At 68.6% G+C, this 24,966-nt stretch carries 16 protein-coding genes and 1 pseudogene; 13 read left to right on the forward strand and 4 right to left on the reverse strand.

Going from position 1 to position 24,966, the window contains the following annotated elements:
* Positions 1-358 precede the first annotated feature (358 nt).
* Both AB0H43_RS27355 and AB0H43_RS27360 read left to right on the forward strand, forming a co-directional pair.
* Positions 359-1,702, forward strand: coding sequence for an FG-GAP-like repeat-containing protein (locus AB0H43_RS27355; RefSeq protein ID WP_360003841.1), 1,344 nt, complete (start codon positions 359-361; stop codon positions 1,700-1,702).
* A 156-nt stretch (positions 1,703-1,858) separates the two neighbouring features.
* Positions 1,859-3,211: a VCBS repeat-containing protein gene (locus tag AB0H43_RS27360; protein WP_360003843.1), complete on the forward strand. Its 1,353-nt coding sequence runs from the start codon at positions 1,859-1,861 to the stop codon at positions 3,209-3,211.
* A gap of 92 nt (positions 3,212-3,303) precedes the next feature.
* Here AB0H43_RS27360 and AB0H43_RS27365 read toward each other — a convergent pair whose 3' ends face one another.
* Together AB0H43_RS27365 and AB0H43_RS27370 are read right to left on the reverse strand one after the other, a co-directional pair.
* The gene (locus tag AB0H43_RS27365) at positions 3,304-5,505 is read right to left on the reverse strand and encodes an NB-ARC domain-containing protein (RefSeq protein ID WP_360004360.1); all 2,202 of its coding nucleotides are present in this window, start codon (positions 5,503-5,505) and stop codon (positions 3,304-3,306) included.
* A 180-nt stretch (positions 5,506-5,685) separates the two neighbouring features.
* A pseudogene (locus tag AB0H43_RS27370) lies at positions 5,686-5,871 on the reverse strand (helix-turn-helix transcriptional regulator); the annotation flags it as partial.
* A 994-nt stretch (positions 5,872-6,865) separates the two neighbouring features.
* Between AB0H43_RS27370 and AB0H43_RS27375 the strand changes: the two are divergent.
* Positions 6,866-7,828, forward strand: a complete 963-nt coding sequence (locus tag AB0H43_RS27375) for a hypothetical protein (RefSeq protein WP_360003845.1) — start codon at positions 6,866-6,868, stop codon at positions 7,826-7,828.
* Between the two features lie 308 nt (positions 7,829-8,136).
* Here the strand turns inward: AB0H43_RS27375 and AB0H43_RS27380 are convergent, their stop codons facing one another.
* Together AB0H43_RS27380 and AB0H43_RS27385 are read right to left on the reverse strand one after the other, a co-directional pair.
* Complete coding sequence (locus AB0H43_RS27380) at positions 8,137-9,690, reverse strand: FAD-dependent oxidoreductase (RefSeq protein WP_360003847.1); 1,554 nt, start codon at positions 9,688-9,690, stop codon at positions 8,137-8,139.
* A gap of 91 nt (positions 9,691-9,781) precedes the next feature.
* Entirely contained in the window at positions 9,782-13,303 is a 3,522-nt protein-coding gene (locus AB0H43_RS27385; RefSeq protein WP_360003849.1) for a hypothetical protein, read from the reverse strand.
* Between the two features lie 144 nt (positions 13,304-13,447).
* On the opposite strand from AB0H43_RS27385, the gene AB0H43_RS27390 reads away from it, so the two are divergent.
* The 10 genes from AB0H43_RS27390 (at position 13,448) to AB0H43_RS27435 (ending at position 24,848) form a co-directional block, all read left to right on the forward strand.
* Positions 13,448-14,446, forward strand: coding sequence for a LacI family DNA-binding transcriptional regulator (locus AB0H43_RS27390; protein ID WP_360003850.1), 999 nt, complete (start codon positions 13,448-13,450; stop codon positions 14,444-14,446).
* A 402-nt stretch (positions 14,447-14,848) separates the two neighbouring features.
* A complete protein-coding gene (locus AB0H43_RS27395) occupies positions 14,849-15,739 on the forward strand; it encodes an NAD(P)-dependent oxidoreductase (protein ID WP_360003852.1) in 891 nt (296 codons plus the stop codon).
* Positions 15,736-17,010, forward strand: a complete 1,275-nt coding sequence (locus AB0H43_RS27400; protein ID WP_360003854.1) for an enolase C-terminal domain-like protein — start codon at positions 15,736-15,738, stop codon at positions 17,008-17,010. Before AB0H43_RS27395 ends, AB0H43_RS27400 begins: the two co-directional genes overlap by 4 nt.
* 57 nt (positions 17,011-17,067) lie before the next feature.
* The gene (locus AB0H43_RS27405) at positions 17,068-18,429 is read left to right on the forward strand and encodes an extracellular solute-binding protein (RefSeq protein ID WP_360003856.1); all 1,362 of its coding nucleotides are present in this window, start codon (positions 17,068-17,070) and stop codon (positions 18,427-18,429) included.
* Positions 18,430-18,492: 63 nt separating this feature from the next.
* On the forward strand, positions 18,493-19,449 hold the full coding sequence (locus AB0H43_RS27410) for a sugar ABC transporter permease (protein ID WP_360003858.1): 957 nt from the start codon (positions 18,493-18,495) through the stop codon (positions 19,447-19,449).
* Positions 19,446-20,333, forward strand: a complete 888-nt coding sequence (locus AB0H43_RS27415; RefSeq protein ID WP_360003860.1) for a carbohydrate ABC transporter permease — start codon at positions 19,446-19,448, stop codon at positions 20,331-20,333. The genes AB0H43_RS27410 and AB0H43_RS27415 overlap by 4 nt, the downstream gene beginning before the upstream one ends.
* Positions 20,330-21,139, forward strand: a complete 810-nt coding sequence (locus tag AB0H43_RS27420) for a hypothetical protein (RefSeq protein ID WP_360003861.1) — start codon at positions 20,330-20,332, stop codon at positions 21,137-21,139. Before AB0H43_RS27415 ends, AB0H43_RS27420 begins: the two co-directional genes overlap by 4 nt.
* Positions 21,140-21,169: 30 nt before the next feature.
* Complete coding sequence (locus tag AB0H43_RS27425) at positions 21,170-22,141, forward strand: acetylxylan esterase (protein ID WP_360003862.1); 972 nt, start codon at positions 21,170-21,172, stop codon at positions 22,139-22,141.
* Positions 22,138-23,277: a hypothetical protein gene (locus tag AB0H43_RS27430; protein ID WP_360003864.1), complete on the forward strand. Its 1,140-nt coding sequence runs from the start codon at positions 22,138-22,140 to the stop codon at positions 23,275-23,277. The genes AB0H43_RS27425 and AB0H43_RS27430 overlap by 4 nt, the downstream gene beginning before the upstream one ends.
* A complete protein-coding gene (locus AB0H43_RS27435; RefSeq protein WP_360003866.1) occupies positions 23,274-24,848 on the forward strand; it encodes an FAD-dependent oxidoreductase in 1,575 nt (524 codons plus the stop codon). Before AB0H43_RS27430 ends, AB0H43_RS27435 begins: the two co-directional genes overlap by 4 nt.
* Positions 24,849-24,966: the final 118 nt, after the last annotated feature.

Here is a 24,966-nt window from a genome sequence, read left to right on the forward strand (position 1 = left end):
TTTCCCTTCGCCACGTCGTCATCAACGACCGTGGGTTCTACATCGACCATCGGTGCTCCCTTGAGAGGGACTTACACCGTTCGTCTTACAGTCCCCCGTCGAGCCGCACTGCCGCCACATTGGAAATGTGTAGGTCGACTGTGTGGGTTGTCGCTGTTCCGTGTGACACCGTGCGAGCCAGACTCTGCAGCCATGCGACTGAAGATCACCGCTTCGATGGGTGATCGCCACACAGCCACCGGTGTTTCGGGCGCGCCACCGCCCTAGGTCTGGCGGCGGCAAACCTTTCCTCCAGGTGATCTGCAACCAGTCGCTGTAGTGCTGCATCCGGCAGTTAGGCAATTTCGGAAGGAGTCAGATGCGTCTTCGTTCACAATTCGGCGTACTCGCCCCGGCGGTGGGTTTGGCGCTCGCCGCGTCGATGATGGTGGTCGTGTCGCCGGCGAGTGCTGCGGGCCCCTATCTCGAGCTCCCATTTACCTGCGGTACCTCGTGGACAGGTAACTCTGGCGACAGCAACAAGCACAGAAACTACGAGATCGACTGGAACCTGTCGTCCGGCGCAGAGGACCGGGGGAAGCCGGTGCTGGCCGCGGCGGCGGGCACGATCAGGTGGGAGGGGGGCGAGAGTTCGGACTACGGAAACTACCTGGAGATCGACCACGGTAACGGCTACTCCACCCTGTACGCCCACCTCGATACCAAGTTTGCGCACAACGGCGACTCAGTCGCCCAGGGCGAGACGATCGGTACCGTCGGCAACACCGACGGAAACAGCCCCGGCATTAGTCCGCACCTGCACTTCGAGTACCGCAACCGCGGCAGCGGGGAGGGCTACCCGGACTACATCCGGCCGGCCTCGTTCCACGGTGACCCGTTCGACTATGCCACCGGCGTGGAGACGTACGTCAGCCAGAACTGCGGTGGTTCGTCGCGTCTAACGGGGACGGTGTCTGACTTCAGCGGTGACGGGCATTCGGATGTCCTCGGCGTCGACTCTACCGGCGACCTGTGGTACTACCCGAACAACAACCTCGCGCTGTCCACCACCACGCGCAAGCAAATCGGCCAGGGTTGGGGCACGTTCAAGCACGTCATGGCCGCCGATTTCTCCGGCGACGGATACGCCGACGTCCTGGGCGTGGACTCTACGGGCGACCTCTGGTACTACCCGAACAACGGCCTTGCGCTGTCCACTACGACCCGTAAGCAGCTCGGCCAGGGTTGGGGCACGTTCAAGCACGTCATGGCCGCCGATTTCTCCGGTGACGGGCACGCCGATGTCCTGGGCGTGGACTCTACGGGCGACCTCTGGTACTACCCGAACAACAACCTCGCGCTGTCCACCACCACGCGTAAGCAGATCGGCCAGGGTTGGGGCACGTTCAAACAGGTCATGGCCGCTGACTTCTCCGGTGACGGGCACGCCGACGTCATCGGCGTCGACGGCACCGGCGACCTCTGGTACTACCCGAACAACAACCTCGCCCTGTCCACGACCACCCGTAAGCAGCTCGGCCAGGGTTGGGGCACCTTCAAACACGTCTTCGCCTCGGACTTCTCCGGCGACGAGCACGCCGACGTCATCGGCGTCGACGGCACCGGCGACCTCTGGTACTACCCGAACAACAACCTCGCCCTGTCCACCACCACCCGCAAACAGCTCGGCCAAGGCTGGAGCACATACCCGTTCGTCATGTAACACCCGGTGTGGCGGCTCCCAGAACCCCCAAGAGCCGCCACACCCCTTCCGCTGAAGCGACAGAGCGGCTGGGCCCGATCCTGACCGTCATGCGCTGGCTTTCCATTCTTCGCCGCCACTTTCCTGTGCGGCTGTGCCTATTCCGAGGAGTGCTGTGTGAAACGCACCATCAGCAAGATAGTTTCCGGCCTGGCTACCGTGACCGTCAGCGTGGCTCTGGCGGTTCTGGTCTACGCACCCGATGCGTACGCCATCGAGTTGCGTCCCTGCGACCCAGGCGGACCGACATCCCAGGACCTGAGCATTGGCCAACAGCTCAACACTCAACTCACCAAGGACATGCGCGGCCACATGGGTGCCTACGAAACCTCGTGCGCCCGGGTGATTACCCAGACCGTCAAGGCGAGGGGACTCTCCTCCCGGGCTGCGGTCATCGCGGTGACCACCGTCATCGTGGAGACACACCTGCAGAACCTGAACGGCGGTGACCTCGACAGCATCGGTCTCTACCAGCAGCGGTCGGGGTGGGGCAGTGCGACGCAACGCATCGACGCGGTCTGGGCCACCAACCGGTTCCTCACCGAAATGCTCAACCTCTACCCGAACAACGGGTGGACGACCGGCAACATCGGTGACATCTGCCAATCGATCCAGCGCTCCGCCTATCCGGACCGGTACTCGGTCCAGGTGAGTGACGCCCAGATCATCGTCAACGCCCTGTGGAACCTGGGCAGTTCGTCGCGTCTAACGGGGACGGTGTCTGACTTCAGCGGTGACGGGCATTCGGATGTCCTCGGCGTCGACTCTACCGGCGACCTCTGGTACTACCCGAACAACAACCTCGCCCTGTCCACCACCACGCGCAAGCAAATCGGCCAGGGCTGGGGCACGTTCAAGCACGTCATGGCGGCCGACTTCTCCGGCGACGGATACGCCGACGTCCTGGGCGTGGACTCTACGGGCGACCTCTGGTACTACCCGAACAACGGCCTTGCGCTGTCCACCACGACCCGTAAGCAGCTCGGCCAGGGCTGGGGCACGTTCAAGCACGTCATGGCCGCCGATTTCTCCGGTGACGGGCACGCCGATGTCCTGGGCGTGGACTCTACGGGCGACCTCTGGTACTACCCGAACAACAACCTCGCGCTGTCCACCACCACGCGTAAGCAGATCGGCCAGGGTTGGGGCACGTTCAAACAGGTCATGGCCGCTGACTTCTCCGGTGACGGGCACGCCGACGTCATCGGCGTCGACGGCACCGGCGACCTCTGGTACTACCCGAACAACAACCTCGCCCTGTCCACGACCACCCGTAAGCAGCTCGGCCAGGGCTGGGGCACCTTCAAGCACGTCTTCGCCTCGGACTTCTCCGGCGACGAGCACGCCGACGTCATCGGCGTCGACGGCACCGGCGACCTCTGGTACTACCCGAACAACAACCTCGCCCTGTCCACCACCACCCGCAAACAGCTCGGCCAAGGCTGGAGCACATACCCGTTCGTCATGTAACACCCGGTGTGGCGGCTCCCAGAACCCCCAAGAGCCGCCACACCCCCTCCGAACGGGCCGCCCGGTCACAGGGCGGGCCACCAAGGTCAGCCCTATGCGCGATTTTGCCGTGTGGCCCGAATGGTCGGGCTCACCGTACGCAGCCGTAGGCATCGTTCGTCGAGCCCTAGATCGAGCAGAATGCGGTGACACTCAGCACGGTGCCTTCTAGCCTCGGGGTCGCCGAGCAGGGTCAGAGCGCGGTCGATACGGGCGTGTATTCGTGCCTCCTCCAATGGGAGTCGAAGCCGCTGCCAGGTCTGCAGGGCGCGCCGCAGCGGTCCGATCGCCTCGCCTGGCCGATCCCGCGCCAGAGCGAGATCGGCCAACGACCGCAATGCGTACGCGGCGCTGCCCCAGTCGCCGAGCCGTTCGAACTCAGCGCAGGCTCGGCCGATCAGCGTGCCGGCTTCGGTCCACCGACCACGGCGCACCGCAAGGTCACCCAGCCGGTTCTCGGCGAAAGCGGCCGCGCCCTCGTGCCCGGTCGTCCGGAAGATGGTCAACGCCTCCGTGAGGGCATCCTCAACTGCGTCGTCGTGGCCGAGGTCGGCCAGCACATCGGCGTGGGTGAGAAGGCGCATCGCAGTCTGGAAGGGAGCACCCGCGGTCCGCTGGATCGCCACCGCTCGCGTAGACAGCGGCTCGGCAAGCTCCGGTCGGCCCGCCTCCGTGTGGACGGTCGCCGCACCGGACAACGCGGAAGTGAGCCGCAGCAGGGACGCGTCGGCACTGCTGGCGGCGACGATGGCCTGTTCGTACAATTCGATCGCCTCCGTGAGCCGGCCGCGGCGCTTCGCGTACAACGCGGCCTGCTGCAGAGCTCGTATCTCGAGATCCCGTTCGCCCAGCGCGCTGGCCACCGTCAGCAGCTCCGCGGTCAGTGCGGGCACCTCCGCATCGCGATCGCTGTCGACGTATGCCGAGAACAGCGCCTGCGCGAGGCGCAGCCACAGGCGGTCCTGTCCGCTCGCCCGTGCGACTGCCAGCGCGGCGCGAAGGGTTCCCGTGCGTTCGTCCGGGTAGCCCCGAACCCGGAGAAAGCCGGCGAGACGCAACGCGAGTCCACCCGCCAGGTCGCCGCGATCCGACCGGCAGGCGTGACCCACCGCCGCGATCAGGTTGGCCCGTTCAACCTCGAACCAGTCAGCCGGCGTGGCCTGCACTGTCGCGACGGCGCGCGGCGGGACCGGTCCGACCGGCAAGTCTTTGCCGAACTCGTATCCGTGGCCGAACCCGTCGTCGGCCACGCCGGCAAGCGCGAGCCAGGCCGTCAGGAGGCGGGCGATCACCCGATCGCGATCGCCGTCGGGATCCTCCCTCAGAGCTCGTTCCCGGGCAAAGTCAGCGACCAGGTCATGCAGGCGAAACCGCTGCTGACCAGCTGTATCAACGCCGACCGGCTCGACGAGGTGCAAGTTGACGAGTTCGTCCAACAACGGATCGGCGGACCGCTCAGCGAGCTCATCGGCCACCCAGGCCGGCCACTCCGGCGCCCACAGCAGTCCCAGCCGGCGAAACAGCAGCTGGTGAGACGGGCCGAGCGCCCGATAGCTGAGCCCGATGCTGGCCCTGACGTCGAGGTCGCCGACGGACAGCGCGTCCAGCCGCCCGTGTTCAACGGTGAGCCGGCGGCGGAACTCAGCGATACTCCAATCACGCCGCACCGCCAGCCGGCCGGCCGCGACACAGATCGCCAGTGGGGAGTGGCCGCACGCCTCCACGACGTCGCCGGCGGCGGCCGGTTCAGCGGCGATTCGCTCAGACCCGGCGATGCGGGCCAGCAGCCTCAGCGCGTCCTCAGGGGCCAGCGCTGGAACGGTCCACCGCGCGGTGCAGCCCAACGCCCCAAGCTGCCGTCGGGATGTGACGATCGTGGCGCTGCCACCGGCCGGGGGCAGCAGCGGCCGGACTTGTTCCTCTGCAGCTGCGTCATCCAGCACCAGGAGCATCCGTCGTCCGGCAAGGTGGCTGCGGTATGCAGCGAGCCGCTCATCGCGGTCCTCCGGCACCTCGGCGGATGAGACGCCCAGTGCCCGCAGAAACCGGCCGAGAACGGCATGCGAATCGACCGGCTCGTCCTGCATACCACGCAGATCTGCGAAAAGCTGGCCATCGGCGAAGTCGCCGAGTAGTTCGTGTCCGACGGCAAGCGCCACCGCAGTCTTGCCGATCCCGCCCAGGCCCACCAGCACGACAGTCCGCGGCCCGGCCGGGTCAGCCCGACGAATCTCCTCTCTCACCTCGGCGATCAACGCGTCGCGACCGGTCAGCGCCGACGGCGGCGGCAACTGGCGCGGGACGGCACCGCCTGCCGATCCGGCGACCGTCGTTGGCAAGTCCTCGCTACCAACCGGTTGCTGAGCGTCGCCCGGCCCCCCGTTTCCGATGGGCGCCGGCCGGCGGGCCGCCGCGGCGGCGAAGGCCGACCGTTGCTCGCTGGTCAGCCCGAGGACATCAGCCAGGCGGGTGATCGTGTACTGGTGTGGAAATCTTCGGGTGCCTCGTTCCAACGAGCCGACCGCCTGACTACTGATCGACGCTCGCACAGCGAGCTGCTCCTGAGTCAGGCCTGCCGACTTGCGGTATGTCCGAAGCAACTCACCGAATGACACCGCCATGTGATGCTGCTCCTCACGCCAGACTCCGTACTCGACGGGGGACGTCGAAAGTGCGGATCATCGAAGGGGTCGCCTCCACCTGTCTGCTGGTCTCAAACGCAGGCTGAATGCAGCCTACATTCCAATGTGTTCTGTATTGCCCAGCGGCGATCCAGATGGGCTCAACGAAATTTCGCGGGGGTCCAGGTGACCGGGGGTTCGCCGGTTTGTGGCGCAGCGGGTGCGTAACCGCTGCTTGACGGAGTTGCGGCATCCGTAGGCGTCCCGGGGCAACGGTCGTGATCACCCGGTTGGTGCCCTCCGACCCGGCGTTGGTGATCTTGCCTGTAGGAACGCGGGGGTTGGCCACCAAATCTGCACCGTGGTCGCGAGCCGTTCGAGTTCAGGTAGGCCGGAGTCGCCGCAGCGAATGTTGAACTGGCAGAGCGCGTCGACGATCCGCCCACGGCTGGGGTAGGCACGCGCCAGCGGGCGATGGAGGCCGCCACGCGCGCCACCGCTACGTCGGCGCCGAGGAAGAGATTGTCAATCATCGGCGCGTACCGTTTGGGACTGGGCTGTCGGTGCTCGGCTGCGATGCCAGACACCGCGAACAGCGGCCCGAGCAGACACATGGCGGCGACCACGGTGGCGATCGACGCCACGATCGTCAGTGGATTGTCGCGTTTGGAGTCCCGATCATGTCGCTGGGACGCATCGATGCCGTCCTACGTTCCCGGAGGTCCAGGACTGGCTGGCCTACCTCGACCGGCGACCCGGCTGGCCGCCACGACCACGCTCATCACCGCCGCGGCCTGGCCGTACAGCCAGCCATCCGAAGCACGAGAGCCGCCGACGCCACCGATCCGTGATGGCAGTATGCACACCCGCGCGTAGCATCACTCGCTTCAGCATTGCTACCGTCCACGAGAAGTCGAGGTAGGGCTAGCCATAGCAGGCATTTTGCGAGGCTGCCATGTTCTGGTGAACGCGCCTGACGGCGAAGCTTGTGATCATGAAAATCACCGTCACCCCCCAGGGCTGGCACCGTCCGCTGCTGGTCGTCGCGTTTCTGATGGCCGGACTCAGCGTGGTCGCGGCGGCGGGGCTCATGCTGGACGATCGGGTCCTGGTCGGCGCCCCGATCTGGCTCAAGCCGTTGAAGTTCACGATCTCGTTCGCCATCTACGCCGGTACGCTGTCGTGGCTGCTCTCGGTGACTCGGCGTGCACCGCGTACGACCTGGGCGATGGGGGCGGTCGTGGCCGCCGGTCTGGTCATCGAGATAGCCCTGATCTTCGTCCAGATCGGCTACCGCGGCCGGATGCTCCACTTCAACCAGTCGACGCCGCTGGACACCGACTTCACCATCGTGATGGCCTTCACCATCTACGCACTGTGGGGTGCGACGTTGGCCATCACGATTCTGGCGATGACCCAAAGGCTGGGTGGCCGCGCCGTGACGCTGGCGCTGCGGCTCGGACTGGTGATCACGGTGATCGGGCTGGCCCTGGGCATGCTGATGGTGAAGCCGACCGCCGAGCAACAAGCCGCCATCGACGCCGGTCAGCACCTCGCGATCGTCGGCGGTCACAGTGTCGGCGTTCCGGACGGAGGACCAGGGCTGCCGTTTCTGACCTGGAGCACGACCGGCGGCGACCTGCGCATTCCGCACTTCATCGGCATCCACGCACTGCAGCTGCTGCCGCTGCTGTCGATACTGTTCATCCGGCGGTTCGGAGAGCGGGTCGCGGGCCGTCTGGTCTGGGTCGCGGCAAGCGGCTATGCCGGCATGCTGGTGCTGCTGACCTGGCAGGCACTGCGGGCGCAGCCCTTGGTGCGGCCGGACTGGGCGACGCTCACGGCGTTGGGATTCCTGCTGCTGGCGACGGTCGGGTCCGGCTACGCGGTGATCCGTCGCGCGAAGCATGGTCGTGGGCCGGTGGAATCGGTCTTCGTCTTCGTCGGTAAGGGATGAGAGAGAAACGCGACGTCCGAGCACGGTCGGGCTTGAGCCGCGCGAGGATGGGCCGTCACCCGCGCTCTGAGCGGCCATCCCCGGCGACGTGGATCCGGTGCCGGCCGTCGCGTCTCACGGTTCCTTCGTGAACCGCCTTGTACGCCGCGGCCGGCCCGGATCCCGTTCGCTGGTACGCCGAAGCGCCGACGCTTGCCCAGGCGACCGATGACTCCGTTCGGCTGGACCTGAAGGATAGGGCGACCGCGTGAACCAGCACGCCCTGGTTGGGCGCACCGCGGACGACACGCTCGCATGGCCGTCGGAGCCTACGCCCACGTGATGCGCTGACCTCGCTGCAGGATCCGAGACTGGAGGCTGGGAATGTCCACATCTTGGACGTCGATCTGCCGGTCGATGGATTGCACGGCCGCGACGGCCGCGGATTCGGCCAGTACGCAGAAGACCGGTTCCATGCGAGTGGCGGCGTAACCGATGTGGGTGGCGGAGAGGCAGACCGGCACCAAGAGATTGCCGCATTCGGCCTGCTTCGGCGTGACCGCGCGGTAGGGGATCGGATACGGCTTGCCGGTGCCCAGGTGGCCGCCGATGAACATGTCGCCTTCGGTCGCGACGCCGACCTGACCGGTTTGAGGGTCGGGGCACGCGATTCGCCGGACCGGATAGACGTCCACCCCGAACAGGGCGAGGCCGATGCTGTCGCCCGGGTCTGTGCGGTTCAGCACGTCGTCATGCGTGACGGTGTAGCGCCCGTCGAGCCGTCGCGCCACACGCACGTACAGCTGCGGCGGCCAGCCGCCGGTCTCGGGGAACACGGCCGCGTCAACGCCGTACGCCGCCGTCTCGGCGCGGAACTGCGCAGGCACGGAAGGATCCGTCGACAGAAAATGGTGCAGACCGCGAAGGTAGTCGATGTGCAGCCGCCAGAGGCGTGACCGTTCGTCCCAGTCTCCGTCCTGGTACGCCCGGCTCACCCCAAGCGGAGCGTTGCTGATCAAGGACGAGCGCTGATAGTTGTACTCGGCTGAGTTGAGCCAGCCGGGGAAGATGCCCCGCAACGCCTCGAGATCGCCGCGCTGGTGAACGACGTAGCGCCGGACCAACTCGAAGTCGTGCGGGTCGTAGTCGTCGGGTGGGGTGATCTCGGCCCGGCGAGCGGGATCGGTGGTCACGTAGAAGCGGTAGTTGTACGCCTGGGTGTAGTCGTCGCCGGCCCCGAGCGGACGACCGTGATCGGCCTCGACGTGGGGGAGCAACCCACTCGTGCTGTCGCCCGGCACGATGTAGGGGTCGATGGGCGTCCAGTTGGTGACCGCCTGCACGCCGGCGACCTTCTCGCCGAAGGCGGCCGCCGACTCCCGTCCCGTGCGATAGGAAACCCCGGCTGCCGCCATCAGGTCACCCTCGTAGGAAGCGTCGATGAACATCGTGGCTTCGACGACGGCGTCGAGAACGGACTCCGATGCCGGCAGGGGCACGCCCCACTGGTCGGGGTGTGAGGTTTCGAGCTGAACGGCGGCGATCCGGTTGCCGTCGCGCCGGACGGAGCGAACCCGGCGTTCGAAGACGACGGTGATGCCGGTGTCTTCGAGCCATGTGCGGAACCTGCGCCTGATGTCCAGCGGATCGTCGCCGAGCTCGAGAATCACGGAGCTGGTCAGTCCGCCGACCGCAGGGGGAATCGGGCAGTCCTGCCGGGGTTTGATGCCCGAACTCAGCATGCCGCCGAGCCAGCGGCTGGGCTCGACGAGGATCACCGACGCGCCTTCTTGGCGCGCCGTCATCGCGGCGACGCAGCCGGCCGCCGTGCCGCCGTAGACGCAGACGTCGGCCGTGATGGTCGAGCTCGTTGCGGTTGTCATGCCATGCACTCCATCTCGGTTTTGCTGAACAGGTGCGAGCGGCGGCGGGCCTGCTCCGCCGCCGCTCGGCTGTGTTTCGCGGGGAGGCCGGTCAGGGGCAGATGAGCGGCGGATACGGGACACGCCGGACCTGATACGCCGGCCGGCCGTCGGCGTCGACCACCGAACCGTCGACGGTCACCTTGCCGGGCGGAAGCGACACCGAATCGGCTGCGAACGTCTGCGACACTTGCGTACCCGGTGGCACGTCGCGGAAGTCCTTCGTGCCCCATGGCGTGGTGATGCGGATCGCGGCGGCGAACGCCTCCCGGTTCGTCGCCTCCACCCGGACCGCGCTGCCGGCGGGCAGGCAGACCGAGGCGGCCCTGATGGAGAGGTCGACCTCGTCGCCGCCCGGCGGCATGAGCCGCAACGCCCGGAACAGGCTTGGATTCTTCGACTCGGCGACGCCCTTGCCCCAGCTGCTCCAGCCGCGCCGACCCGAGCCGTCGTTCTCGTTGACCGCGACGGTGGCGGCCAGAACGCGGTCGTTCGGGTCGACGCCCAACGCCGCCCAAGTCACCGCGAGCTCGTAGGTGGTCGTCTTCGCCGCCTCGTCGCGCTTGACCGCGCTCGCGACGCCTCCCGTGCCGCCGCTGACCGGCAGCCAGCGGGTCAGATCGACCGGTCCGGCGTCGGTCAGGGCGGTGCCGATTTCACCGACGGGCTGGCCGCCTTCGCCGGGCCAGCCCGGTGAGGATCCGAGCTGGAGGCTGTCGCCCTGCCAGATGGAGGCGTCCCTCGCCGGTTGGCTGTGCACGTCGTCGGTAATCCGTGCGGTCACGTAGAGGCGGTTGTCGTCGTGCGTGATCCACAGGCTTCCACTCAAGTCGGACAGGCCGCCCCATCCAGTGACGGTCTGCTCGGCCGCGCCGAGGCTCTGTGCGGGAAGCTCCTGCACGTCGTGATCCACTGTGCCGTCGACCACCACGGACTGGAACGGCACGTCTGTCGCGACCGTGCCAGCTGAGGCGATCACACCCGTCGCGGTGTCCGTCGACGGTCCCGACACGGTCGCCGACCACGACCCGAACGTGGTCAGCGGGACGTCCTGCACGACGGTCGCTCCACCGCCCACCGGAACCCCGGTCAGCACCGTGCCGTTCGCCGAGCCGACGGTCCAGTCGACGCCGTCGAGGCGTACCTCGTGACTGCTTCGGTTGAGGACTTTGAGGCGCAGCACGTCGGCTCCGGTGGCGCTCAACGCGTGCGTACCGGTCAGTTGCAAGGCGGGCAGCACAAGGGCGGCGGCGGTCAGCACCCCGATGGCGTGATCCCCCTCCCGCACGACGGCGGCCCACGTACGCGGCCCGACCGGCGCCGGAGCCAACTGCGCGGCCACATCCTGCGTCGTACCGGCGGCCACGGTCGCCTGCGTGGTCAGCTCCTCGGAGACGAGCGACAGAGTCCGCGCTGAACTGCCCGTATTGGCGATGTGCCAGGTGGCGTCGGGCGCCACGCCGCCGACCGCCTCGGTCACCGTCAGGGAGAACGGCGAGGTCACGGTGACCGGCCCCAGGACGCCCTGCAGATAAACCGGTTCGGGGCCGATCGAGACGTGTACTCGGCCTGTGACGTCGGGCTCGATCACGGTGGTGCCGCCGTAGAGGTTGGTGACGGTGACCGGCCCGGTCGCCTGGATGCTCCAGGTCTGCGGCGCCAACGCCCACAGCGCCTGCATCCGCGTGTCGGCCGATTCGCCCGTACGCGGGCCGAACTCGACGCCGTAGCGGCCGGCACCCAACGACAGCACGCTGCGTACCGGGCGTTGGGCCGTCTGGCGGGTGAGCACGCCTTGGGCGGTGAACGCGGGCTTCGGGGCGTACGCACCCCGGGTGTCGGACTGGTTGCGGATCATCCCGAAGTTGTGCTCGGGGTCGGCCGGGTTCGTGCCGTCGTCCTTGAAGTCGTAGACGGTGTATTTGCCGATGCCGTCGCCGAGCGCCAGCAATTGAGCGCGGGCGAGGTTGCGCGCCTGGACTGCGGGCGTCACGCCGGGCGCGTTCGCGGTGGTGTACCAGCCCTGTTCGGTGAACCAGATCGGCAGGTCAGGATGTCCGGCCGCGGCGAACTTCTGCCGCAGGATCGCCACGTGCGCCTCGAAGACCTCCGGCTCGGCGGTGAAGTTGTAGGGGTGCGTCGTGAAGGCGTCGAGGTAGTTCAAGCCGCCTGCCGCGATGAAGCCGTCGAGCCAGGTCTGCCAGTCGTTCATCGGCGCCAGCGCCGGCCCGGCGATCACGGCGTCTGGATGCGCGGCTCTCACCTTCGCGGCCGTCGCGGCGAGCAACGCCACATAGTTCTGTGGCGTGGCCCCAGCCGGCCCGTTGACGTCACGGATGTTCCATTCGTTCCACACCTCGTATGCGGCGTGTGCGGTGCCGAAGTGGTCGGCCGAGGCCAGGGCGTACCCGGCGAATCCGGCGCGCCCTTCGTCGGTCGCCGGAGCCTCGCCCTGGTGGTACAGGGCGTTGCCGTAGTCGAGGATCTGCAGCGAGTCGACGTCGTTGGCGCGCAGCGCCGTCACGGCGTTGTCGACCCGGCCGGGGAAGGCGTAGACACCCTTGGTCTGCTCGACCTCCGACCAGTACGCCTCGTCGCGAGCGAAGCCGAGGCCCGCCTCCCCGAGCAGCGGAGCGGACGCGGCCGGCCAGGTGCCGCCGTAATGGGTGGACGCGCCGATACGCCGTTCGCGCAGCGTACTGGCGGCCAACACCGAGATGTCGGTGCCGCCGGTGACGGTCGTGCCGTCAGGCTGGACGGCGGCGATCGAGACGGTGTACCAGCCGGCCGGCAGCGTGCCTAGCGAGATATTGCCACCGAGCTGGGCAGGAGTGCCCGAACCCGTCGCGACGACAGCTCCGTACGCGTCGCGTGCCGTCCAGCTCAGGGAGGTCGCGGCGGTGTCGACACCGAAGGAGACGACGTTCCCGGCGGTGAAGGCGTTGCCGAGGGTGGTCGGCCGGATCGCCAGGGCGGGCGGTGGCCCTTGCACCACGACGTCGTCGACGTCCAGGGTCACCACCGGACCGGGCTTGATCCGGAACGAGTCGATGAGCAGCGAGATCTTCGTCAGCGGTCCGTGCCACGCGCCGTCGTTGGCGCCGCCCCAGTGGCTGTACTGCGTGCCTCCGGCGAAAGTGGTGACCGAAAGCCGCTGCCAGCTGGTGCCGGGCATGAGCGCGAGGGTCTGCTGATGCGCTTGGCCGGTGCTGTCCACGAGGCGCAGGACGAGACCGGTGAGTTCGGCGCTGCGGACGGAAAGGTCGAGCCGCTGGAGGTCGAGGGACGCGACCGACCGCACCATCTCGACCGTGCCGCTCGGCACCGTCGCCTGGACGCGGGCGGAGGCGAGGCCGCTCGCCGGGGCGTCGGCCGTGGTGCCGAGGGTGGCGGTGGCCCCGCCGGAGGTGACAGGGAACCAGGGGCTGGTGCCGTTCTCGAAGTCGCCGACGACCACCGGGCCGGTGCCGGCGGCTGCGGCCTGTGGCAGCGCGGTCAGTGCGACGACGGCGGCCAGGCAGGACAGCAGAGCCAGCGCCGTGCGGGAACGCGGCCTTTCGGAAAAGACGGGCATGAGCACTCCTCATAGAGCGTCAGATGATCGCGATGCTGAGGGTGAGATGGACGGATCATGCATGCGAAAGCGGTTTCGCATGGAGGCGATTTTGCGCGGGGCCCAGACATCTGTCAACGGCTTCTCGCCGGTATGCTTCGACTCATGCCTTCGGACCGCAACATCCGGCTGAGCGACATCGCGGCGATCGCCGGCGTGTCGCTGTCCACTGCGTCGAAGGCCCTCAACGGGGGCGACCGGATCTCGGAGGAGACCCGGGCGCGCGTCCGCGAGATCGCCGAACGGCTCGACTTCCAGCCGAACGCCCTGGCCCGCTCGTTCGCCCTCGGCCGCAGCCGGACCATCGGCGTGCTGACCTACCGGGCGGCCAGCACCTTCGCCGGTCCGGTGCTCATTGGGGCCGTCCTGCAGCTGGGCGAGCTCCAGCAGGCCTCGCTGGTGTTCGACGAAGACCTGCTCGTGCCACGCGAGATCACCAACAGCATCCGGGCGTTGCAGGCCCGCCGCATCGATGGACTGCTCGTCGTCGGCGACGGCCACGAACGGGTGTCGCCGTCGGTGACGCACCATTTCGGGGTGCCGGTGACGTACGCGTTCGCCGCGTCGGACCATCGCGAGGACGTCGTCTACCTGCCCGACAACGAGGGTGCCGGGCGGCTGGCGACCCGGCATCTGATCGAGCGTGGCCGCACCCGCATCGCGCACATCACCGGGACAGCGGGCAGCATCGCGGTCCAGCTGCGAGAGCGCGGGATGCGCGCGGAGCTCACGGCGGCCGGGCTCAAGCAGGCCGGGCCGACCCGGTTCGGAACGTGGGCCAGCGACTCGGGCGCCGACGCCATGACCGCGCTGCTGGACTCGGGCGCCGAGGTCGACGCCGTGTTCTGCGGCAACGACCACATCGGGCTGGGCGTACTGGGCGTCTGTCAAGCGCGGGGGCTCCGGGTGCCCGAGGACGTCGCCGTGGTCGGCGTCGACAACTGGGAGGGTGTCGTCCTCGACCAGAGCACCCGCCGGCTCACCACCGTCGACCTGGAGCTGCAGCGGCTCGGCCGGCTGGCGGCCGCCGACGTGCTCGCGCCCGACCGCACCCCGGGTGACCATCTCGTGCCGCCGACACTGGTGCTCGGTCCGTCCGCCTGAGCGAGGCCTGAGACGGTGCGCTACGCCCGAGGCTGTGCGCGAGGCTCGAGGCATTGAGTGACGCCCGAGGCTGTGCGCGAGGCCCGAGGCCTTGAGCGACGCCGAGGTCCGAGACGGTCCGCGACGCCCCGGGCCTTGAGCGACGCCGAGGTCCGAGACGGTCCGCGACGCCCCAGGCCTTGAGCGACGCCCGACGCCTTAAGCGACGCCTCCGTTCTGCGCGAAGCCAGCGGCCTGAGCGACGCTGATCTTGGCGAGATTCGTCCGCACAACCCTCCTATTAGGACGTTCGCTTTCTTGTGCGTCCGCTGAAACCGGGTGTTGACATTGGCCGCGGCCGTGTGCTTCTCTCTGCTGCGAAAGCAGTTTCGCAACCCTGAATCGAACGTGAGGTTCACACGCGTGCCGAAGCTCATCCGACCCGCCCGGGTGTTGGTCACCGGCGCTGACGGGACACTCGGCCGGCCCACGGTCGAGGCGCTCGCCGATCGCGGCATCGCGGTCACCGGGCTGTCTCGAACATGGACCGCGCCGACTCGCGCGGATCGGGTCGTCACCGGCGACGCCGCCGACGAAGACCTGGTACGCGAGGCGCTGGCGGACGTCGACGCGGTCGTGCATCTGGCGGCCACCGCCCATCCGAGCCTCGACACGCCGCGGGCGGTGTTCGTCGGCAACACCTCGGCCACCTTCACCGTGCTCGCCTCCGCCGGAGCGGCGGGCGTACGCCGGGCGGTGATCGCCAGCTCGATCAACGCCTTCGGCGTACCGATGAACCGGCACGACATCCGGCCGGCGTACTACCCGCTGGACGAGGCTTCACCGATCGCCCACGACGACGCGTACTCCTTGTCGAAGTGGGTCGACGAGCACATCGGCGCGTACGCCGCGAGCCGCTGGGACATGACCGTCGTCGCGCTGCGTTTCCCGCTGGTGCGGGAGCTCGACGTGCTCCGCCGGACGGTGCCGCAGATGCTCGCCGCGCCCGGCGAGGCGGCGCGGCTGGCCCGGGAGGGATGGGCGTACCTGGAGATGGCCGACGCGCTGGACGCGATCGTCCGCAGCCTCACCGAGCCGCTCTCCGGGATGCACACCTTGCTGGTCGCCGCGGAAGACACGATCATGGCCGAAGCCACCGAAGACCTGCTAGACCGGTATGCCGACGGTGTCGAGCGGCATCGGACCTTCGCGGGCCGGCAGGCCCCGGTCGACACCTCGGCCGCCCGCCGGGTCCTCGGCTGGGCTCCCGCCATCTCGATCGAGGACGGCCAGAACGTGGAGGCATCCGCATGAGCGCGCAGCCGGCCCCGCCCGCCTTCGCCCAGCCGTGGGAGGCGCCCGATGACGTGCGCATCACCCGCGTACGGGCGATCGCGACCGCCCCCGAAGGCATCCCGCTGCTGGTGGTGAAGGTCGAGACCAGCGACGACGGGTTGTACGGGCTGGGCTGCGCCACCTTCACCCAGCGCTGGAAGGCGGTCGCCGCCTACGTGGAGGAGCACCTCGCCCGGCTGGTGGTCGGCCGGTACCCCGGCGACATCGAAGACCTCGTGCGCCTGGCCCGGTTCTCGTCCTACTGGCGCGAAGGCCCGGTCGGCAACAACGCCATCTCCGGGCTCGACCAGGCGCTGTGGGACATCGCCGGGAAAAGGGCCGGACGTCCGGTGCACGAACTCTTCGGGGGCAAGGTACGCGCAGCCGCCGACACGTATCTGCATGCCGTAGGCGCGACGGTCGCCGAGACCCTGGACCACGCCGAGCGGCTTCGTGAGCAGGGGCTGCGCCACATCCGGCTGCAGACCGGTCAGCCCGGTGCGGGTCATTACGGCGCGCCGGCCGTTCCCCCGAGCCCGGCCGCGGCCGACTACGCGTACGCCGACGGCTGGAACGTCGAGGAGTACCTCCGGCGTACGCCCGAACTGTTCGCGGCGGCCCGGGATCGTCTCGGTCCCGACATCTCCCTCCTGCACGACGTGCATTCGCGGCTTACCCCGAAGCAGGCCGTCGTGCTCGCCCGCTCGCTTGAGCCGTACCGCCTGTTCTTCCTGGAAGACGTCATCGCGCCCGAGCACTGGGACCGCCTGCCCGAGGTGCGGGCGGCCTCGCCGGTGCCGCTGGCCGTCGGCGAGCTGACCACGTCGCTCACCGACGCGGCCCGGCTCGTGCTCGGCGGAGGCGTCGACTTCATCCGCTCCCACATCTCCGGCATCGGCGGCCTCACCGCCGCCCGCAAAATCGCCGCCGCCGCCGAGCTCGTCGGCGTGCGCACCGCTTGGCACGCGCCCGGCGACACCTCGCCGATCGGCGCGGCGGCCAACGTCGCCCTCGACGTGACCAGCCCGGCCTTCGGCATTCAAGAAGGCCACGTGTACGGCGACGCCGTCCACGAGGTCTTCCCCGGCACGCTGCGCATCGAACGCGGCTGGCTGCGTCCCCACGAAGCGCCGGGCTGGGGCATCGACCTCGACGAGACGGCCGCCGCCCGGTACCCCGCCGGCCTGGCCGGCCATGACGCCTGGGCCGCGCGCGTGCGCGGCCGAGACGGGGGACTCATCGCTCCCTGATTCCGCGCACCGCTCCCACGGGGTGACCCCAGCCCAACGAATTCTGCGAGGAGACTCATGAGGACCACCAGAAGACGGATTCTCGCGCCGGCCGCGCTGGCCGTCGCAGCACTCGCCCTGGCCGCCGGCTGCAGCGGATCCGACGACGAGAAGTCCGGACCGGTTTCGATCACCGTCGCCGGTATGCCCACCAGCCAGCAGCCCAAGCAGCTGGACGCGTTCAAGCGCAAGATCACCGACTTCAGCGCGGCCAACCCCGACATCAAAGTCGTCGGCGACGAAGCCGTCTTCGACATCCGCACGTTCCAGGCGCAGCTCGCCGGAGGCAAACTGCCCACGGTGTTCTACGTGCCGTTCACCGAGATGCAGGGCCTGATCGCCCGGCAGCAGATCGCCGACATCACCAGCGCGGTGGGCGCGGACTCCGCCGTCAGCCGCATCAACCCGTCGATTTTGAAGGTGGCCAAGGACTCCAACGGCCACATCTTCGGAGTGCCGATCCAGGCGTACAGCATGGGCCTGCTCTACAACCGCGACCTGTTCAAAAAGGCAGGCCTCGACCCGGACAAGCCCCCGACCACCTGGGACGAGGTCCGCACCGCGGCCAAGGCGATCCAGACGGCGACCGGCGTGCAGGGCTTCGGCAGCATGACGAAGGACAACACGGGCGGCTGGGTGCTCACCACCATGAGCTACGCCAACGGCAGCATGATCCAGTCCGCCGACGGCAAGAAGGCCACCGTCGACAACGACGCCACCCGCAGCGCGCTGCAGTTCTACCGTTCACTGCGCTGGGACGACAACACGTTCGGCTCGAACTTCCTGCTCGGCTACAACGACGCGATGAAGGCGTTCGCCGGCGGCAAGATCGGCATGTTCGTGCAGGGCGCCGACGCGTACACGACGGTCGTGTCGACCATGGGCATGAAGCCCGACGACTTCGGCCTCGCGCCGTTGCCGCAGGCCAGCCAGGGTCTAGGCACGCTGGGTGGCGGCACGGTGGCGATCATCAACCCGCGTGCTTCAGCCGGCGAGATCAAGGCCGCGCTCAAGTGGCTGGAGTTCGACAACTTCCGCAAGTACAACAGCGAGCAGGACGCCGTCGCCGACGCCAAGGCGAAGGCCGCCGACAAGCAGCCGGTCGGCGCACCCGCGCTGCCGCTGTTCGACCAGGCGACCACCGACAAGTACCTCGGCTGGGTCAAGGACTACATCAACGTCCCCCGCCAGAACTACGCCTCGTTCTTCGCCACCGCGCAGACCGTGGCTCTCGTCCCCGAACCGCCGACCAAGGCGCAGGAAACCTACGGCACCCTCGACACAGTGGTCCAGGCCGTCCTGACCCGCCGAGACGCCGACATCAACGCGCTGCTCACCGACGCCCAGCGCAAGGTCCAGGCGATCATCGACGCCGGCTGATCATCGCACCAACCGTTGTCGCGCCGCGCGCCCGCGGCGCGACAACGCCCGCCAAGACACGAGGTGATTCCGCTGACTGCTCCCACAAGGCCCCGGCCGGCGCTCGGCCTGCCGGAGTCCGCGCCGAGCCGTCGTCCGCGCGGTCCCATCCAATGGGTACGCCGAGGCGGGCTGACGACGCTGGTGTTCTTCCTGCCCATGCTTCTGTCGTTCGGACTGTTCTCCTGGTGGCCGATTCTGCGGTCGCTGCCCCTGAGCGTCCAGCGCACCAACTTCCTGACGACCCAGTGGGTCGGCCTGGAGAACTTCACCCGGGTTCTGAACGATCCGCTGCTGGTCACCGCTTCGCTCAACACGCTGTGGTTCGCGGTGCTGGCGCTCGTGATCGGCTTCCCGGTGCCCATCCTGTTCGCCGTGGTCATCGCCGAGCTGCGCCGCACCCGCGGGCTGGCCTCGGTCCTGGTCTACCTGCCCGTCATCTTCCCGCCGGTGGTGGCGGTCCTGCTGTGGAAGGCGTTCTTCGACCCCAGCCCCACCGGAGTGCTCAACACCGCGCTGCGGTGGTTCGGCCTCGGGCCGCTGGCGTGGCTGAACGACGGCGATCTCGCCATGCCCTCCATCGTGCTGCAGGCCACCTGGGCATCGTTCGGCACGGCGACCATCATCTACCTCGCCACGCTGATGGGCGTGCAGACGGAGCTGTACGACGCCGCGGAGACCGACGGCGCCGGCGCGTTCCGCCGGTTCTGGCACGTCACCCTTCCACAGATGCGCGGCGTGCTGCTGGTCATGTTGCTGCTGCAGCTGATCGGCACCTTCCAGGTCTTCACCGAGCCGTACATCATGACCAACGGCGGTCCCGAGAACCGCACGGTCACCATCCTCATGCTGATCTACCGGTACGCCTTCGTCTCCGGCGACTACGGACGAGCGACGGCGTTGAGCCTGCTGCTGGCGGTCGCCTTGTCGGCGTTGTCCTGGATCTACCTGCGGGCGACCAAGCGATGGAGCACCTCATGAGCGCCGACACCGAACGCAGCATCCTGTCGCGCATCGATCGGCGCCGCCCCGGCGTACGGGTCGCGCTTGCGGCGGTACGCGTACTCGTGTTCACCGTGCTCGTGGTCTTGTGTGTCGGGCCGCTGTTCTGGCTGTTCAAGGCGGCCACCTCGACATCGACCGAGACCCTGTCCGCCCCGTTTTCGCTGTGGCCGAGCGGCGTCCACTGGAACACCTTCAGCCAGGTGTGGACGAAGGTCGACTTCGCCCGCTACTTCGTCAACACGCTGTGGCTCATGGCCGGATCACTGTTCTTCGGGCTGCTCGTCGCGACGACCGGCGGCTACGGGCTGGCCGTGCTGAAACCCCGGTACGCCAAGGCGGTGTACGCCGCGATCCTCGCCACGCTGTTCATCCCCGGCGTCATCTCGCTCGTCTCGCTCTACCTGACCGTGATGGATGTGCCGCTGCTGCACACCAACCTGATCGGCACCTTGTGGGCGGTGTGGTTGCCCGCCTCGGCCAACGCCGTCAACGTCCTGCTGATGCAGCGGTTCTTCGCCGCCATCCCGGGTGACCTGTTCGAGGCGGCCCGGATCGACGGCGCCGGCCCGTTCCGGATCTTCGCCTCGCTCGTCCTGCCGATGTCCCGGCCGATTCTGGGCGTGGTGAGTCTGCTGACGCTGGTCGGGGCGTACAAGGAGTTCCTGTGGCCGCTGCTGGTGCTGCCCAATCCGCAGGACCAGCCGATCTCCGTCGCGTTGCCCAGGCTGGAGAACTCCGGCGACTTCGCGCAGTTCATGGCCGCGCTGTTCATCTCCGTGATCATCCCGGTGCTGTTGTTCCTGGTGTTCCAGCGCCAGTTCCTGCGCGCGGCCGGCAACTCCGGGGCGCTGAAGGGATGAACGTCCGCATCGGAACCGACCGGCTGGACGCCGAGGTGCTCACCGACGGCGGATGCATCGCCTCGATCCGCGCCGGAGGCCGGGAACTGCTCTTGCGTACGCCGTGGGCCGGGCTCGACGACGGGCCGCCGATGGCCGGGTCGGTCGCCGAATGGCATCGGCGCTACCGTGGCGGCTGGCATCTGCTGCTGCCCCGCCCGCTCGGCCCGGCGGTCGTCGGCGGCATCGCACAGCCGTTCCACGGCGAGGCGGCCTGGCGGCGATGGCGGCTCGAGCAGACCTCGACCACGGCCTGCCGCGCGCAGGTTCTGCTGCGGACCGTACCCCTGGCCGTCGACCGCACCGTCGAGATCATCGTCGACGAGGTCCGCGTGACCACGACCGTCCAGAACATGGGCCCGACCGAGGTCCGCCTCGGGTGGGCCGAACACCCGTCGTTCGACGCCGCGATCTTCGACGGTGGGCACGTCGAACTCGACGGGGCGAAAGTCGCCATCGTTCCGCTGGGCGCCGGTGCCTTCCAAGATCGGCCGGTCGAGACCGGGCACGCCCTCGTCCACGGGTTCGATGGACTGTCCGTCGGGCTGTGCTGGGATGCCGCCGTGCTCGGCCGGGCGTACGTGTGGCAGGAACGCCGCGCCACGCCCGATTTCCCGTGGTACGCGGCTGCCGACGCGCTCGCGGTGGAGCCCGCGTCTCAACCCCACGATCACCCCGAGGACGACCTCGGCACTCTCACGCTCGCGCCGGGCGCCGCCCGCACCGTCGCCATCACCCTCACCATCCACAACGGACTTACTGCCTGACCGTCCACCCCGTCTGATCGGAAGGACCCCATGCCCCGCTTCGACCTGGGCCTCGACGAGCTGCGCGCGTACCGGCCCGAGGTCCGCGAGCCCGCGGACTTCGACGAGTTCTGGACGCGTACGCTCGCCGAGGCGCGCGCCGCCGGTGACAAGCCGACGTTCACGCCCGTCGACTCGCCGCTGACCGCCTGCCGCGTGTTCGACGTGCGGTTCTCCGGCTACGCCGGTGAGCCGATCGCCGCCTGGCTGCTCGTTCCCGCGCACGCCGAAGGGCCGGTGCCCGTCGTCGTGCAGTACCTCGGCTACGGCTCGGGCCGGGGCCTGCCCCACGAATGGCTCACCTGGGTCGCCGCCGGATACGCCTGCTTCGTCATGGACAGCCGCGGCCAGGGCGCGATGTGGGGCGTCGGTGGCGTCACCCCGGACCCGCACGGCAGCGGCCCGGCAGCCAGCGGTGTCATGACCCGGGGCATCGAAAGCCCCGAGATCTACTATTACCGCCGCCTCTACACCGACGCCGTCCGCGCGATCGACGCCGTCCGCGAGCACCCGCTCGTCGACCCGGCTCGGGTGGTGGTCGGCGGCGGCAGCCAAGGCGGTGGTATCACGCTGGCCGTCGCCGGCCTGGCCGACGACCTCATCGCCGCGCTGGTGGACGTGCCGTTCCTGTGCCACTTCGAACGAGCTGTCGGCATGACGGGCCGCGACCCGTATCAGGAGATCGTCCGATATCTGTCCGTCCGGCGGGAGATGACCGAGCAGGTCTTCACCACCTTGGCGTACTTCGACGGGGCCGTCTTCGCCGCCCGCGCTTCGGCGCCCGCGCTGTTCTCCGTCGGACTGCTGGATCCGGTCTGCCCGCCGTCCACCGTGTTCGCCGCCTACAACGCGTACGCGGGAGACAAGGACATCGTCGTTCATCACTACAACGAGCACGAAGGCGGTTCGGCGGCCCAGTGGCCACGGCAGGCAGCCTTCCTCACCGCGAGGCTCGCCTCGTGAACACTGTCCGCTACGGCGTCAACTACCTGCCCAGCCGCGACTGGTGGTACGCGTGGGTCGACTGGAACGAGACCGACATCGCACGCGACCTCGACGTCATCGTGGAACTCGGCTTCGACCACATTCGCATCCAGTGCCTGTGGCCGTTGTTCCAGCCCAACCCCGGATACGTCTCCCCACTGATGACGTCCCGTCTCGTCCGGCTGCTCGACCTCTCGCACGCGCGCGGCCTGGCGGTCTGCCCGACGGTGCTCGACGGCTGGCTGAGCGGGTTCGACTTCCGGCCCGCCTGGCTGCGCGACGCCAATCCGTTCACCGACCCGGCCGCCGTCGAAGCATCCGCGTCGCTGGTCACCGAAGTCGGCAAAGCCGTGTCCGGCCACCCCGCCTTCTGGTGCCTCGATATCGCCAACGAGCCCAACGTCCTCATGCGCAAGGCGGGTCTCGGCCCGGGCAGCTGCGACGGGTGGGCGCAGCGCATGGTCGCCGCCGCCCGCGACGGGGCTCCCGGCGTACCAATAACTGTGGGTGTGGACCACGAGCCGTGGATGACCGGCGACTGCGCGCTCAGCGTGGACACCGTGGTGGCGATCTCCGACCTGGTGGCGATCCACGCGTGGCCGTATTTCACCGGGGCCTTGCAGCGTTTCGGCGAGGGTGAGCGCGGCGCGTGGGCGATCCCCGACTACCTTGCGCAGGTCGCCTTGGCCACTATGGACGGACCGCGCAAACCCTTGTGGGTGCAGGAAGTCGGCGTGTCCGGGGACTGGCTGCAGGACACCACGGTGCCGGACTTCGCCGAGCGCATGCTGCGCCGCGTCGCGGCGATCCCGGAGGTCGTCGCGGTGACCTGGTGGGCGTCGCACGACATCGACCGCCGATTCGCCGGGTTCGACGAGCTGGAGTACGGGCTCGGTCTGATCGACGCGGCGAACGCCGTCAAGCCCGTGGGAGTACGCGTTCGCGACGTCATCGCCGAGCTGCGTGCCCAGGACGTGGCTACGGAGCCTTGCACGGAATCCATTTCGCTGCCGCCGGGCGTCGTGCCGGACCTCGACTTCGCCGCGAAATGGTTCGCGCGAATCGGTGCCCACCGCGGACCGAGCGTCGTACGCGACAAGGAGCCGACAGGGTGAACACACAGCTCCACACGGAAATCCTGGTGGTCGGTGGGGGAGTCGGCGGTGTGGCCGCCGCCCTCACCGCGGCCAAGCTCGGCCGGACCGTGGTCCTCACCGAGCCCACCGAGTGGCTCGGCGGGCAATTGACCAGCCAGGCGGTGCCACCGGACGAGAACGCCTGGATCGAGACCCCGCTGACCGCGGCCAGTTATGCCGGGTTCCGGCAGCGGATCCGCCGCTACTATCGAGACAACTACCCGCTCACCGCCCAGGCGGCCGCCGACCCGCTGCTCAACCCGGGACTCGGTCATGTGAGCCGGATCTGTCACGAACCACGCGCCGCCCTCGCCGTCGTCGACCAGCTGCTGGCGCCGTGGCGGTCCGCTGGTCGGGTCACGGTCCTGCTGCGGCACGAACCGATCGCGGCCGACACCGCGGGCGACCGAATCGCCGCGGTCACTTTGCGTCGCGACGACGGCGCCGCAGTCACGATCACGGCCGACTACGTGCTCGACGCCACCGAGCTTGGCGACCTGCTGCCGCTGGCCGGTGTCGAGCATGTCATCGGGGCCGAGGGCCAGGACACCACGGGCGAACCCCATGCGCCGCCCGTCGCCGACCCGCTCGACCAGCAGTCGATCTCGTGGTGCTTCGCGATCGAGCATCGACCTGGCGAAGACCACACCATCGACCGCCCCGCCGGCTACGACTTCTGGCGTACGACGGTCGCCCCCTTCTGGCCCGGCCCGCAACTGTCGTGGACCGATGTCGAACCAGTCAGCCTCAAGACCCGGCACCGCCCCATCTTCGCCGCCGAACCCGGCGGCGGACCCGCCGACGACCTGTGGCACTACCGGCGCATCCTGGCCGCCCGCCAGTTCACGGGTCCCGGATTCGCCGACATCACCCTGGTGAACTGGCCGCAGATCGACTACTGGCAGGCACCGCTGCTCGGCGTCGACCACGCCACCCGGGCCGCCGCCCTTGACGGTGCCCGCGACCTGTCGCTGTCCTTCCTGCATTGGATGCAAACCGAAGCGGGATATCCGGGCCTGCGACTACGTCCGGACGTCATGGGTACCGCCGACGGACTGGCCCTCGCGCCGTACATCCGCGAATCGCGTCGCATCCAGGCCGAGCTGACCATCGTGGAGCAGCACGTCGGCGTCGAAGCCCGTCCAGCCGGCGCGGGAAGCGAAGTCTTCCCGGACAGCGTCGGCATCGGTCACTACCGCATCGACCTGCACCCCAGCACGAGCGGGCGGACCTACGTCGACATCGAGTCCTACCCGTTCCAGATCCCGCTCGGCGCCCTGCTCCCGATCCGGGTCGACAACCTCATCGCAGCCGGCAAAAACATCGGCACGACCCACATCACCAACGGCTGCTACCGCCTGCACCCGGTCGAATGGAGCATCGGCGAAGCGGCCGGAGCGCTGGCGGCCTATTGCCTGGACCGGCGCTCGCCACCCCGCAAGGTACGCGCCGACGCCACCGAGCTGGCGGACTACCAGCGGCTGCTCACCGGCACGCTCGGCGTCACCCTCGCCTGGCCCGACGAGATACGCACCCACCGCAGTCAGTGAAGAGTCGATACGGGGCAAGCGATGTGCGTCAGCCGCCGCGCGAGGTGTCCTTCTACACCACGCTGCTGGACAAGACCGGCTTCGACCAGATCGAGGTGCTGCCGTCCGGCTGGGAACT

Origin of the sequence: Hamadaea sp. NPDC050747, assembly GCF_040654195.1 — a bacterium.
In the GTDB taxonomy this organism is placed as follows: Bacteria; Actinomycetota; Actinomycetes; order Mycobacteriales; family Micromonosporaceae; genus Hamadaea.

What these genes read in the sequence shown, in the direction of transcription:
- AB0H43_RS27400 (WP_360003854.1), top strand. Translation starts at nt 15,736, where the DNA reads ATGAGCGCGCAGCCGGCCCCGCCCGCCTTCGCCCAGCCGTGGGAGGCG.
- AB0H43_RS27420 (WP_360003861.1), top strand. Translation starts at nt 20,330, where the DNA reads ATGAACGTCCGCATCGGAACCGACCGGCTGGACGCCGAGGTGCTCACC.
- AB0H43_RS27390 (WP_360003850.1), top strand. Translation starts at nt 13,448, where the DNA reads ATGCCTTCGGACCGCAACATCCGGCTGAGCGACATCGCGGCGATCGCC.
- AB0H43_RS27380 (WP_360003847.1), bottom strand. Translation starts at nt 9,690, where the DNA reads ATGACAACCGCAACGAGCTCGACCATCACGGCCGACGTCTGCGTCTAC.
- AB0H43_RS27425 (WP_360003862.1), top strand. Translation starts at nt 21,170, where the DNA reads ATGCCCCGCTTCGACCTGGGCCTCGACGAGCTGCGCGCGTACCGGCCC.
- AB0H43_RS27415 (WP_360003860.1), top strand. Translation starts at nt 19,446, where the DNA reads ATGAGCGCCGACACCGAACGCAGCATCCTGTCGCGCATCGATCGGCGC.
- AB0H43_RS27375 (WP_360003845.1), top strand. Translation starts at nt 6,866, where the DNA reads ATGAAAATCACCGTCACCCCCCAGGGCTGGCACCGTCCGCTGCTGGTC.
- AB0H43_RS27385 (WP_360003849.1), bottom strand. Translation starts at nt 13,303, where the DNA reads ATGCCCGTCTTTTCCGAAAGGCCGCGTTCCCGCACGGCGCTGGCTCTG.
- AB0H43_RS27355 (WP_360003841.1), top strand. Translation starts at nt 359, where the DNA reads ATGCGTCTTCGTTCACAATTCGGCGTACTCGCCCCGGCGGTGGGTTTG.
- AB0H43_RS27405 (WP_360003856.1), top strand. Translation starts at nt 17,068, where the DNA reads ATGAGGACCACCAGAAGACGGATTCTCGCGCCGGCCGCGCTGGCCGTC.